Origin of the sequence: Synechococcus sp. Cu2B8-bc1011 (assembly GCF_047302735.1) — a bacterium.
Classification (GTDB): domain Bacteria; phylum Cyanobacteriota; class Cyanobacteriia; order PCC-6307; family Cyanobiaceae; genus Synechococcus_C.
Map to the genome: position 1 here is coordinate 2,232,256 of NZ_CP138915.1, position 12,491 is coordinate 2,244,746.

Annotated in this window: 11 protein-coding genes; 3 read left to right on the forward strand and 8 right to left on the reverse strand. The window is 53.2% G+C overall.

The features are described from left to right. Positions 1–2: 2 nt before the first annotated feature. Positions 3–1,469, forward strand: a complete 1,467-nt coding sequence (locus SIC18_RS11675; RefSeq protein ID WP_413429718.1) for an ArgR family transcriptional regulator — start codon at positions 3–5, stop codon at positions 1,467–1,469. Here SIC18_RS11675 and SIC18_RS11680 read toward each other — a convergent pair. From SIC18_RS11680 to SIC18_RS11715, 8 genes are read right to left on the reverse strand one after another with little or no spacing between them, the layout of a single operon-like run. Next, complete coding sequence (locus SIC18_RS11680; protein ID WP_413429720.1) at positions 1,450–2,553, reverse strand: alpha/beta hydrolase; 1,104 nt, start codon at positions 2,551–2,553, stop codon at positions 1,450–1,452. The genes SIC18_RS11675 and SIC18_RS11680 overlap by 20 nt on opposite strands. Then, the gene (locus SIC18_RS11685) at positions 2,550–3,101 is read right to left on the reverse strand and encodes a hypothetical protein (protein ID WP_250395515.1); all 552 of its coding nucleotides are present in this window, start codon (positions 3,099–3,101) and stop codon (positions 2,550–2,552) included. The genes SIC18_RS11680 and SIC18_RS11685 overlap by 4 nt, the downstream gene beginning before the upstream one ends. Before the next feature lie 4 nt (positions 3,102–3,105). After that, positions 3,106–3,801, reverse strand: a complete 696-nt coding sequence (locus tag SIC18_RS11690) for a hypothetical protein (RefSeq protein WP_048346822.1) — start codon at positions 3,799–3,801, stop codon at positions 3,106–3,108. Positions 3,802–3,859: 58 nt separating this feature from the next. Then, entirely contained in the window at positions 3,860–4,465 is a 606-nt protein-coding gene (locus SIC18_RS11695) for an esterase/lipase family protein (protein ID WP_048346823.1), read from the reverse strand. Further along, positions 4,455–4,838 carry a dihydroneopterin aldolase gene (locus SIC18_RS11700; RefSeq protein ID WP_250395516.1) on the reverse strand — a complete coding sequence of 128 codons (384 nt, stop codon included), beginning with the start codon at positions 4,836–4,838 and terminating at the stop codon, positions 4,455–4,457. The genes SIC18_RS11695 and SIC18_RS11700 overlap by 11 nt, the downstream gene beginning before the upstream one ends. A gap of 5 nt (positions 4,839–4,843) precedes the next feature. Then, on the reverse strand, positions 4,844–6,166 hold the full coding sequence (locus SIC18_RS11705) for a glutamate-5-semialdehyde dehydrogenase (RefSeq protein WP_048346824.1): 1,323 nt from the start codon (positions 6,164–6,166) through the stop codon (positions 4,844–4,846). Positions 6,167–6,206: 40 nt separating this feature from the next. Then, on the reverse strand, positions 6,207–7,097 hold the full coding sequence (locus SIC18_RS11710) for an ROK family protein (RefSeq protein WP_048346825.1): 891 nt from the start codon (positions 7,095–7,097) through the stop codon (positions 6,207–6,209). Positions 7,098–7,100: 3 nt separating this feature from the next. After that, the gene (locus tag SIC18_RS11715; protein WP_413429722.1) at positions 7,101–11,504 is read right to left on the reverse strand and encodes a translocation/assembly module TamB domain-containing protein; all 4,404 of its coding nucleotides are present in this window, start codon (positions 11,502–11,504) and stop codon (positions 7,101–7,103) included. Between the two features lie 88 nt (positions 11,505–11,592). On the opposite strand from SIC18_RS11715, the gene SIC18_RS11720 reads away from it, so the two are divergent. Both SIC18_RS11720 and SIC18_RS11725 read left to right on the forward strand, forming a co-directional pair. Continuing rightward, positions 11,593–12,033, forward strand: a complete 441-nt coding sequence (locus SIC18_RS11720) for a Ycf51 family protein (RefSeq protein ID WP_413430549.1) — start codon at positions 11,593–11,595, stop codon at positions 12,031–12,033. Continuing rightward, positions 12,030–12,434, forward strand: coding sequence for a DUF4332 domain-containing protein (locus SIC18_RS11725; protein WP_413429724.1), 405 nt, complete (start codon positions 12,030–12,032; stop codon positions 12,432–12,434). The genes SIC18_RS11720 and SIC18_RS11725 overlap by 4 nt, the downstream gene beginning before the upstream one ends. Positions 12,435–12,491: the final 57 nt, after the last annotated feature.

Genomic DNA, 12,491 nt, shown 5'->3' on the forward strand with positions numbered 1-12,491 from the left:
ACATGCACCATGACCTGCTTGCACTGAGTTCCAGCTGGAACCTGGCTCAAACCAATCGATCAACGCGTGTTCCGCTGGTCTCGCTGGAGGAAGCCCTTGAGCGCAGCAGTTTGAAGAAAGGGATTAGCCGTCGAGATTTTCTTGCAGCGCTCCTGAAAGACGTTCAACATCAACGCCTTCTTCCTCTGTTGGCGATGCTTCCTCGCCGCTGGCGGCAGGAGCCAGCATCACTGCCGGAACACTTGAGAGGTCTGGGGATCTTGCTTGGAGAGGGACTGATAAGTCCCCTCCTCCTGGCTGCATTCGCTGATGACTTGCAGCACTTACTCCCTCAGCGAACCAACCCAAGACGCTCAGCTTTAGATCTTTGGTGCCAGCGCAACTACAACGATCCCGGCGGCCAGCAATGGCCCCTGCCTGAGGGACTGGATACCTGGAAGTCACAAGCGACGGCATCCCTCTATCCACAGAACCAACACAGTGCGCCGAACTCTCGAACAGGGCTAGCGGGACTGTCATCACTCGGTGGGGAGATTGCTTGGAGCAATCACGGACTCTCCTATCTCCAATCCGCAGAGGCCAGACATCGGAATCAACAGATGGCTCAAGTGTTCAACGTTCTTGGAAGCAATCTTCTGGGTGGACAGAGCCTCAACCTCGACACCTATCGCTTCGAAGGTCAGTCCTGCGGAAAGGATCTAATCCAGTGCCTTCAATCCAAAGGATGGACGTGTCAAGCGAGAGTGCGGACCAGTGTGGCCAGCTTCGGACTTGGAGCCAGTACACCCAGTTCTGATAGCAATCAATGGGCTCAAATCCCCCTTGCGGTCCCTTACCGAACCGGCTTGCAAGAGACGAATCAAAAAGAAATCAACGCGTTACTACCCCACGCCTGCTTAGAGCTGGAATTACAACCGCCAGAGGATGAAACCGTTCTGCTGCAGTACTACCAAGGCACCGAAGGCCTGAATGGCTGGGCCGCGATGAATGACTTGGATCGACCGTGGCAAAACGGACGTTCCAACGGCAGCGTCCAATACTCGCCAACGGTCTTTCGCGATCAACAACTGTCCGACGCGATTGAACTGTGCGAATTAATGGGCGCCATTCACAACAGCGAGGCGAGCATGGAAAACCTCCATCTCGGTGGCTATGGAGCGATCGGTTTCTGCATCGACTCCACCGCGCTCTTGGAATATGCACTGACAGGTCAGACCAACCTGTTTCCACTCACACTCGGAGGCTTATGGCGAGAACGGCTCAGCGCAAAGCTGGATCATTTACTTGAAGAAAGCATGCGTCCCAATGAGGACGCCGTTGATCGCTATAAGGGAGCACTTGAAAACATGCCTCAAGATCTTTATCACACTTCAGTGACCCGAAACGATGCGAAGAGACGCCTTTTAGCCAGTCAACCGAGTTATTCACCTTTTTTACTTATCCAAGATCTCAACCGGCAGAAGAGCTGACCAAACTGCGTTCAAGTTCACTACAAATTGCAGCAACAACCTTTTCACGGAAGGCCACACTAAAAGGTCCGGAAGAACCGTTATGACTCATACGATCAATGAGATAACGATGCAAGCAATGCGATCGCTGCCAACGGTTCCAGTTTGTCAAAGGCAATAAGCTCAATCGACCTGGATAAGCGAGTCGGCCAAACGCAGCCACAGGATCTTTACTGCCGACCACCATCGCAACATCCTGAATACTTTCAAGAGCCGCATTCCCACTAAAAACCCCACAGATCGAAATCACTTGAACAGGACTACAGCAAAGCTTTTGCAACATTTCAGCAGTACCAATCGCCATTTCAGCACCACCGCTATAGCCAACTAAAACCACACGAGATGCGTGCGAAGGATGAAAATTTAACTGCTCTAATCGTCGGGCTATTTTCAAAGCCAATTCATAATTCATCACAGGTCCATAACGTCGATCAGACGAGATACCGACCTTAATGACATTATTTGCCTGAATACAAAATGCACAAATAAATTGGACAAACCCATTAGGATGATGTTCTTGAAGAGCAAACAACCACTGCCAAAACCATCGGGAGTAAGAAGCAGCACGGAGTCCAACATCCGTGATGGTATAAGCCTCAATTCCTTTTACCAATAGGGAATCCTTGGCAATTTCAGACTCCAAACAATTCAGAAACTCTTGAACTCTTGGCGGATGACTCTCTTCACTTTGGTGAATGCCATCGAGATACACCAAAAAATGGCGATGCTCTGACCGCTTCTCCTCATTCCCAACAAACAAACCGCTGGCATCTGGGAAGCTTTGCATCCACCCTTCCCAAAACACAAAGTCAACCATCACCGAATACACACCCACTAAGGCCAGCACAACAACAATCGCTCCTCCAGACACACCAAGAAGCTCTAAGAGAGATCCGGATTGCAGAAGAGAATCCGCATCGCGCCGCACCACCCCGACGCCAATCAGCATCAGGATTCCCACCAAGACCAACACACCAATCAAGACACGCGCGCCTAGGCGAATGCTGTGCCGATGACCATGAACGACGGCGTTGCTTCTAGTCATCGCTGGATTTGAAGTGCAACTTCTTTAGCCAAAGTGTCATAACTCGATCGCCATCGCTGAGAAAACAAAGCCCCTACAAGCAGCAGAGCAATCACAAAGCCAGGCAGGCAAACAAATAGGGCATGAAGGAAAGGAATCCCATACATCGCATTCACTAATATGATCATATTGAGATGCATCCATGCCAGAAGCGTGACGGCAATAAGATCACTCACATAAGGAGCGGCAACCAGGACATAAAAGAGTCCTGGCCAGAGTGCTACTGCCATCCGATTACCAAAAACAATGGGCTGCAAGGGAACCCCTTCCATCAAGGCCAGCATCAGACAATGACTAATCAGGCAAAGCAGAAGAGCCAGACTAAGAACCAGAGCATCGACGACCATATGGAGAAAGATTTGCCTAGGAGTGAGTCGATTAGCAAGCAGAGAAAACAGATGAGACGCAGACATTGAAAAACCGACAGCCACAAGAAGGCCCACACCAGTATCAAGGGCCAGAAGAATCTGACCCATCGCAACAAGCTGCTCTGTAAGTTGCTGAATCATCAGCTCACGAACGCTGAACTTGAGGACGATTTACAATCCATAGCACCATGATAGAAAGAACGGCGCAGTAGAAGCACCAAACAGAATTAAATGTTGCGCTGTAAGTAATCCACGTAAGGAAGATCGAGACAAAGATCAACACACCAAACAACTTCACAGCCCGATCACTTACAGCGACCAGCGGCAGAACAATAAAGCCCCAGTAAACAAGTTCTCCAACCGGCTCAGTATTGACGAAATTATGAAAGATGCTTTGGAGATTAGAGACGTCATACATCAATCGACCGTTACTGAATACGGAAGGCTGAAGAGCTGGAGGATTAAGCAATAAAGGAACATAGAAAAAGATTCCTAAAACCGTTGCAACAATTGCCACCCATTTCAAACGTCTTTGCAAACCAATTGAATCTGTTGTTCGACTAATAGACCAGGCACTCCAGGGAATCCAAATCATCCAAAAACAATAAGCAAAAAACAGGAATCCAAGCCCGGCGATTGATGTCAAAGGCTCAATCTTTCCACCCACGATTCCAGTCCACTCCAACCCCTCTACAAATTGCTGAACACCAAAAAAGAAAGGCACGAGTGCTAAAGGTTTGTATCCAGGCTGTTCAGCCTTAGAAGCGAGGTGATGGGAATACAGCCCTAATGGCATGAGAACCGCAGACGCAGTGAAACTCGCAGAAGCCGAGAAGCACATGAGCTCTAATCAAAATCATCGAACGACCAAGCTTGGCCACGCACGCCAGCGTTGTCAGTTAATCAATAAGAAGTGATTCGATCAACAGATCAAGCGATTTGGGATGTGACATCAATTGCTGATGCGTCCAAACAGGTACTGCAGTGCTCGTCCCGATTGGGAGCACGGCTTGCCACCCAGGGCAGACCATTAGATCCCAACGGCAGAAAAAGCTGATGCACTCCACAGACTGCAAGTCGGAGTAATCGCCGTTCAAAGAGCGCAGCAGGGGACTACCCCGCTTCATGTCTGCCAAACCAGCGAACAACCAGGCAGGAATGCACTGTGCTGTGAGCGTTCCCTGTTGGGGGCTGCCAACACTAATAAACCGATGCGTTCGCTTGGCGCCCCCGAACTCTTGGAGCCAAGTCCGACCAATCACCCCGCCCATTGAAAACCCAAGCAAGTCAATCGTTGTCTCCACTCCCCAACGTTCTTGAATCAGGCCATCCAGCTGCTGAGCGAGCTTACGTAGAGGAATCGCACCGAATCGATGAGGCAAATGGGGGGAAAAGACAGAAGAATGTTGTCCTTCAAGACGACGTTCCAAGCGAGAGAACAACCGAGGCGTATCGAGAAGACCGTGCACCAAAACGATGGGACGGGTGGCAGCTTCAGATTGCATAAAAGCCCTGCTGAACAGACCAGTTACGCCGCCGCTCAATGGCAACCGACCCCGTAAAACCTGCAATAGGAGGGTGGCACTTCTGCAAGACCAGATGCATTGGCAAAGGACCGTAGAGACGTTCCAGCACCTCAAAAATCTCCTCACTGAAACATTCAATGGTGAGGCAACACAGCTCGCTCACCAACGCCTGAAGAGCCCCCACCGCCAAGCTGTAATCAGCGGTTGCGCTGAGATCGTCGGACTTGGCCGATGCACTCAGATCTAACCCCAGAGTGATATCGAGTTGGAACCATTGACCATCCCGTCTTTCATGGTCCAGAACGCCGACATGAGCCCAGAGACGCAGGTCATGGATATGAATCAAATCCAAAGGAGTCACTCCGTCCCGATGGGTAGGTCGTGATGACTGAACGGTTTACGCCCTTCCGCAAAATCAGCAGCAACATGCCCATCACCGCGCAATCGGTAGCGATAGGTCACCAAACCTTCAAGCCCTACAGGCCCACGCGGGGGCAAGGTCTGGGTGCTGATGCCAACTTCTGCACCAAATCCATAGCGGAAGCCATCAGCGAAACGGGTTGAGCAGTTGTGATAAACACCGGCGCTATCCACTGCCCGCAAGAACCGTTCTGCAGTGTCGTGATTCACAGTCGCAATGGCCTCCGTATGGCGTGAGCCGTACGTCCGTATGTGTTCAAGAGCTTCGTCGAAATCCTTCACCACTCGCACAGCCAGCACAAGATCTAGATATTCCTGACTCCAATCGTCCCTGGTGGCGACCTGATCGACCCCTAACTCTCGACTGGCCTCATCACCGCGCAAACACACACCAGCATCTTGGAAGGCGGGAACAGCCTCTTTCAAAAACAATGGCGCAATCTGCTCATGAACCAGGAGCGTCTCGATCGCATTGCAAGCCGCCGGGTACTGGGTCTTGCTGTCGATCGCAATACGCAACGCCTGCGCGCAGTCAACCTCTTGATCTACATACAGATGGCACACACCATCGGCATGGCCAAGAACCGGAATGCGGGTGTTGTCCTGAATGAAGCGGACCAGCTCATTGCTACCCCGGGGAATAATCAAATCGACAAGACCATCGAGGCGCAAAAGAGCCAAACTCTCCGCTCGGGTTGTTAGCAAATCCAACGCATCTGCAGACACCGATGTGCCGTCTAAGCCCTCTTTCAACGACTGCATCACCGCTTGATTCGTGCACTTGGCCTCGCTACCACCCTTCAGGATGGCGCCATTGCCTGAACGAATCGCTAGCGCAGCGATTTGAATCACAGCGTCTGGCCTGGCCTCAAAAATCACCCCTAAAACCCCAAGCGGGACAGTGACGCGCTCCAACACCAGCCCATCGGCCAGCTCGCGATGCAACTGCCTGGCACCCAAAGGGTCCTGCAGGGAAGACAATTGACGAACGCCGTCGATGGCTCCTGCCAATTTGCCCGCATCTAATTTGAGGCGTGCCACCAACGCAGGCGCCAAACCATCAGCGGAGGCCTGAGCGAGATCCTCCGCATTGGCAGCAACGATGCGATCGGCATGGGCCTCCAGCGAGGCTGCCATTGCCATCAAGGCCTGTTGACGCTGTTGATTAGGACTCTGCCCCAGGTCCACTGCAGCGCGCCGAACCTTTGTCGCCAGGCGCAAAAGATCAGCTGATGGTTCTGGCACACCCTGACTGTTCATCGTCGCGCGCTTGTTCTTTGGTTCATCATCTCGTTTCGCGTTACGTCAAGCGTTCGATGGCCAGTCGTGCAGCCCCGAGACGGCCTGCACCGTTTCCAAGAGCACACGCTTCAATCTTCAGACCTTGACGACTCACGGCCTGCACCCGTTGTTCAACTTCCTGACGAACAGCAGGCAGGAAATGGGACGCCGCTCCAGAAATTCCACCACCCACGAGCACCAGTTCTGGCGTAAACATGTACACCAACGAACTAATACCTACGCCAAGGGTGATCCCATAACGGGACCACACCGCTTGAGCTTCCCCATTCCCATTCGCAGCCAAAGTTGCCAATTCCGCTGGGTCTCCATCCCACAGCCGCCTCAAAGCAGAAAGGCTGGCGAACTGTTCGAGACTGCCTCGATTTCCGCTGTTGCAAGGTGGGCCATTGGGGTCGAGACCAATCAGCCCAGGCTCGGCCGCGGCCCCATTGTGACCCGTGAATAAGCGGCCCGACAGCATCACGCCTCCCCCCACACCCGTGCCGAGGGTGAGCATCACCACATCGGAATACCCCTTTGCCGCCCCGTGCCATGCCTCTCCGACCAGGGCACAGTTGCCATCGTTGGCGAGGGTGACCCGACGTTGAAGACGAGACTCCAGCCAATCGGCCAGGGGAATATCCTCCCAGCCAGGCAGGTTGATGCAAACCCTGGCGACGCGGGCCCGCACATCCATTGGACCAGGCAAACCAATTCCAACGATTAAGGCTCGGCGATCGGGATCCAAGGTTTCAATCGCCTCTACCAAAGCAATGCAAACCGCACCAGGCGTAGCAGGCTGAGGGGTCTGCACCTGCAGCATGTCAAGAAGGCAACCATCGGCCGAAAAGCGACCTAACTTGATCGCCGTTCCACCCAAATCGATGCCAATGACCTCAGGGGAATTCATCACTTAGAACCGGAAGAAAAGCTGGAGTTGACTTTGCCAAGTACCTTGCGAATCAACAGCACCAGAGACACTTAGCTTTTGGTTTATTTGATAACTAAGACTGCCCTGAGGAGGAATATCATTACGATTTGGCGCGGACTGGACAGACAAGTCGACGCGATCCGTAATGCTGATTCCCAGGTCAGTCACAATCGCCAATTGAGGAGGGACTTGGCCCGAAAGTCGCTCACTATTATTGTCTACGTTAGGAGTTACGTAAGTTGGGTACAAAGCAAATTGGAGCCTCTGATTAAAGGCATCAGTTAACGTGCCTAACACAGGTGAAAGCAAAGATTGACCGAGAACTGCTGCAAGAGCTGTTCCAGCACCTGCCCCTGTCAACCCAGACAAGGAATTACCTCCAACCAAACCAAGCAGTTGGGTCTGAGACATCGGAGGTGAGCTTCGCAATCGAATACTGTCAGCGAGGCGATTCGCAGGACCTTCAGCCTGGAGCATCACTTTCACCAAACGCAATTGACCTCCGGCGCCGAGAGCTCCTGTGCCATTGGTGTCAAAGATGGACGTATCGGAAGAATTACCACCAAACCCAGCATTAACACTATCCGAAACTCTTGTCGCCATAGCGACATCGACGTAAGGAATCAGGCCAAGAGAGGGAGTAAAAACTGCCACATTTGGAGCTTTACGATCCAAATTAAAGGTGCTCGTGAATAACGAAATACGACCAGTAAGCAACTCCAGCACACCTCGTAGCTCAATATTTGGATCCAGAGGACCATTTAAAGTGATCAATCCCGCTGTTGTAAAGTTAGCCACAGGCTGTACTCTCACCTTTAAACGAGGCCCAAACTGGACCCGAAAGTTATCAAAAGCAATGAACGGCAAATTGGGCAGAGATTCCTTAAGTTTTTTATTTGGATCCTCCTCAACATCAGGCCCGAGCAAAACAAGTGGGGCTTTAAAATTCCAATCTTCTTCAAGCAGAGCATTCGCTGAGACGAAAGGTCTTGCAAGATCAACCTTGGCGGCCGTCTTAGCACTATCCGCATTACTCGTTTTTGATCTTCTAAATAGAGATCTACTTGGAGTAATCGCCCCTTCACTCAGCTGAAGATTGCCTCGAAAATCTGGACTCACAAGTGCTCCACTCACGCGAAGATCAGCAGCAATCGCCACATCAGCAATGGGCACCTTGATTCGAGCCTTCTCAACGGTGATCGCCAAAGGAACCTCTTCAGGCGCAGGTTTAAACATCTTCAGAGCACCACTGGCCCGAATGGTTCCTGAACGACCAATTCGCCCCTTGAGTTCCTGCACCTCAAGGCGATCGAAATCGAACACAACGGAACTTTTAACCTTGCTAATCACTTGGTCCCGAACAACAAATTCTCCATCGTTCATGACGATGAATCCATTGGCCTCAGGGGCTAAAAGACTGCCGCCAATCAACAGTCTGAGATCGGTGTTGCCCTGATTCCAAGCAACGACATCTCTCGAGAAACCAGCCAGGAAGTGAAGACCATCACCATGACTTTCAACCCTGACGTCCAAGGGGCGGTCGGGCGTGAGGGGGACTTGTCCAATCACCGTCAGAGGCTCATCAGCACCCTCTGACCGCAGAGCCAAATCAAGCTGCAACGTCTCATTTGAAAGCAAAATCTGACCGCGATCGAGTGCAATCGGTACCTGCCCCACGCGTGCCTTCTCCAGGACAAGCTCCGTTGTCAGTACTGGTGCCCCCTCACCCAAGCGATAGCTGCCCGTCAGACCTAAAGCCCCTTGCAAAGCTGGTGGAACCGGTGCCACCAGTGCCAGAAGACTGAACGGCAAATGAACCAGAGAGAAGCTGCCTTGACCAGCGTGAAGGGGCCCCTTGATCTCAGCGATGAAGGGTTTCACCTGCAGGGCAATATCTTCGTCATCACCATCGATCCAAAGGTGACCCCGCGCTGTGAGATCCACTTCGAGGCGCTTGAGGCTTGGCCCCTGAACAGCAACGACAGCATCAACTTGCCCCCTTAGATCTTCCGGATGAAACGCTTCTTTCTCTCTGCGATCACGACGGGCCTCTGCCAATGCCAATTGGGATCGTCGAAGCGCCTTCAACTGACCATCGAGTGATCCACCAAAGGTGTTCACCAGCAAGGTGCCTAGGTCGGTGGCATCGCCTTGATTAGGAGGAAGAGCCTGGGAGAGTTGCGGAAGGCTGAGCGCACTGGCTGTCAGCCAGCGTGCACTCAGGCCACGGGCCTGAAGCTTGGCGTTCAGTCCAGCATTCCGATATCCATCAGCCTCAAAGGTGATCTGCCCGCTATCGCGAGGCAGGAGTTCGCCGCTGATGTCATACCGATCGTTTTTGTAGTTGACCGTCATCAGCGCTTGGCCGAACTGAATTCCCAGCAATCCCGGCTGCGCAAGCTTGAGATCGGCCGACATGCTCCAAGGCTGCAAGCTCAAATCACCGGAACCACTCAAACGGCCATACACCCCTTCCCATCGCTGTTTCGGAGGCAGAGCCAACTCCAAACCATCCACACTCAGGTCATTTGCTGTCCAGCGGTAAAGAGCAGGACTGCCACTGATTTGCAGCTCACCGTTCCTGCGCTGCAAGCGCACGGTTTCTGGCAACCAATTGCCCCCGAGTTGAGCGTCAAAGGAGCCAGGAATCACCGCTCCAACGGATGCCATCTGGAGCTGTCCACCACCGCCAGGGCGACCTTGAAAGCGACCTTGCCAACGTTCAACCAGGCGGATACCACCTGCACGAGGACTATTCACTTCGAGCTGAAGGTCAGGCTGCAAGGACTGCAGAGGACCACGGACCTCCCCTTCGGCCGCAATCGTGCCATCCATCACCGTCCCAAGCAGAGAACCAAGCCGGCTAAGTGGATAGTCCCGTAAGCGCACATTGGATTGCAACGCGCCAACCTGCAGGCCACCCTTTCCGAGTTGAAGGGGCAACACAGCATCAGCATTGAGCTGAGGGCTGCTGAAGCGATTGAGGCTCAACAACCCCTGATCTGAAAACCATTCGGCCTGAAGTGACCAACGTTCAAGCAAAGGATTGCTGTCCTGATCGAGCGCCAACTGAAGTCGAGGCGACAGGCTGGGCCCAGACACACGCAACTCACCATTGAGAGGGGCTTTCGTCCCCAACAGCTCAGGAATCAAAGGCAGTCCCTTCCATGCCTTTCCGACCAGTTGAAGCTGCTTGGTCTTGATATCCAGCTGAGGGTACAAGTCTCCCTGCGCCTCTACCGATACACCGGGAGCGTCTAAAGCAAGTGTTTCAAGCTTGGCTTTCCATGCCTTCGGGCGACGCCGATCTCCCCGCAGCTGCAAATCAATCGCAACGGGTTGATCAAGGACCTTGGCTTCGGGAAACCTCCATTGCCCCGACAGCTTGAAACGGGGCTGAGACCAGTCACCATCCAGGCGCATAGCCAGCTGATTGTCCTGATTCAGCTCCTTCAGGGTGGCGCTTAAATCAAGGCTCTGATTCAGTTGAAAGCGACCGCCCAAACTGGCCCGATAGGGGCCATAACGCCAGTCACTGCGTGGAATCGTGAGTCGATCATCATCACAGTGGAGACGTAGCTGTCGCGACGCAAGTGCGTGCTGAAGCGGCTTGCCGCTGATCTTCACGCCGAGAACAGAGACTCCACCATCACAGCTGGTTTGACCTCGATTCCAACCAAAACTGAGATCACCACCCACTTGGCCCCTCAGTTGGATGGGCTCGGCCATCGGAAGCAACCCTTGCAACCGGTTTAGACGGATCTGCTTCAGACGCGTCGTGAGCAGGAATTCAGGACGGTCCCAGTGAGCACGTCCTTTTAACGTCACCGAGCCTCGATCGGGAAGACCAATTTGAAAGCCGCCATCGGCCCATTTCTCATTGAGACGGAGGCGCGTGGCTCCCGCCAAAGAGAGCTGAAGGTCGGCTGGTTCAACACGAATTTGAGCTGGATCAACAAGCCGCACACGAAGGTCGACGCGATGAGGGAAGTCCCCCTTTGGCCGAGGACCTGGCACCCAAAACTGCCCTTGCTGATTGCGACTTAGGTTGACGTTTGCCCCTTTCAGTCGGGCCACGACCACCAGCCGCAAATGGCGAATGCTGGAGAGGGGATCGATCCCCAGGCTTAGTTGTTGGACACGAACGGTGGACGCATCCTTCGTTCCAGGAAGAATCTTGATCTGTCCAATCCCGATTCCATCAAGACCAAGTCCGCGATAAGGACCAATCTCAATCGGATGCCCCAGCGGCAAGGACAGTTGCTGTTCCAGTGAGGGACGCAGGCCATTGACAGCCCCTTCAATCAATCGGTCAGCCGTGAGCCAAATCGCAGCACCAGCCACAACTGTGAGACCAAGTCCCGAGATCACCACTCTTGGAGCCATCGCGCCTTTGCCAGTGCTCCCCATTGATGACCGTCATCCCAGCCAAGGTCGACGCAATATAGAGAGGAGATTTGCCCCTAACCAGCCCATGCCGCTTTCGGAATTATTGGAGGTCTCCAGCACATGGCTGGCCTGGAGTGGCCTAGGCCTCTCAGTTCTGACCGTGGTTGCCTTCGTAGCCCGTTGGGGACTGCGTTTTCGACTTGTTGGCGTCAGTAGTTTTACGTTCTTGTTAGCGGTGAGTTGCTGGGCTTTTTCGATCAGTTATTCCCCCCCGGTGCATGTGGATGGAGCTCTGCAAGTGCCGATAGTGTTTGATAACGGCAGCGACCTTGTCGTGGCACAGGCTTCCAGTGATTTTGAACAAGACGCCATCACACCCACGCTGAACCAGATCGCTGCCAACCTCCGTCCCGGAGGTCGCAACGTAGAAGTACGCATTCGCCTCCGGCAGCTTCAGGCCGTGAGCGAGGGCACCTCCAGACCGGTAGTGCTGGGAGAAACCAAACGAGACTTCAGTCAGGGATGAGCCCAAATGCCCCTCTCCGTGCCCTACCACAAGGTTTTCGAGATGAAGAGCGTGATTTAAAAAAGGCAGGTATCAGCAACTGGGGGCAGCTCCGTGATCTCACAGATCAAAACCTGAGCCGTCTTGTCGCAACGGGTCGATCTACAGCACGCAATCTCAAACGCCTCCGCGGCATCGCTGAATTGGTGTGCTGCTTGGAACTTGCCCCCGCCGATGCAGCTCTATTGATGCACGCAGGCTTTGCAACGATCGCAGCCATCGCAAGCTCCTCCCCACAGGAGATTACGAACCGCACCGGACGCCTGGAACGCCAGTTAGGGAGTGGCAGAGCTCCAGTTGTGGATCTTGCGATTGCCAAACAATGGATCAGGGAAGCGAAAGCCAGGCAAACCACGAACTGACCGCTCCAAGCTGCAACCCCTCTCTTACCCCTTTCAAATAGTTGTAGTTATTCAAGG

What these genes read in the sequence shown, in the direction of transcription:
- SIC18_RS11675 (WP_413429718.1), top strand. Translation starts at nt 3, where the DNA reads ATGCACCATGACCTGCTTGCACTGAGTTCCAGCTGGAACCTGGCTCAA.
- SIC18_RS11680 (WP_413429720.1), bottom strand. Translation starts at nt 2,553, where the DNA reads ATGACTAGAAGCAACGCCGTCGTTCATGGTCATCGGCACAGCATTCGC.
- SIC18_RS11685 (WP_250395515.1), bottom strand. Translation starts at nt 3,101, where the DNA reads ATGATTCAGCAACTTACAGAGCAGCTTGTTGCGATGGGTCAGATTCTT.
- SIC18_RS11690 (WP_048346822.1), bottom strand. Translation starts at nt 3,801, where the DNA reads ATGTGCTTCTCGGCTTCTGCGAGTTTCACTGCGTCTGCGGTTCTCATG.
- SIC18_RS11695 (WP_048346823.1), bottom strand. Translation starts at nt 4,465, where the DNA reads ATGCAATCTGAAGCTGCCACCCGTCCCATCGTTTTGGTGCACGGTCTT.
- SIC18_RS11705 (WP_048346824.1), bottom strand. Translation starts at nt 6,166, where the DNA reads ATGAACAGTCAGGGTGTGCCAGAACCATCAGCTGATCTTTTGCGCCTG.
- SIC18_RS11710 (WP_048346825.1), bottom strand. Translation starts at nt 7,097, where the DNA reads ATGAATTCCCCTGAGGTCATTGGCATCGATTTGGGTGGAACGGCGATC.
- SIC18_RS11715 (WP_413429722.1), bottom strand. Translation starts at nt 11,504, where the DNA reads ATGGCTCCAAGAGTGGTGATCTCGGGACTTGGTCTCACAGTTGTGGCT.
- SIC18_RS11720 (WP_413430549.1), top strand. Translation starts at nt 11,593, where the DNA reads ATGCCGCTTTCGGAATTATTGGAGGTCTCCAGCACATGGCTGGCCTGG.
- SIC18_RS11725 (WP_413429724.1), top strand. Translation starts at nt 12,030, where the DNA reads ATGAGCCCAAATGCCCCTCTCCGTGCCCTACCACAAGGTTTTCGAGAT.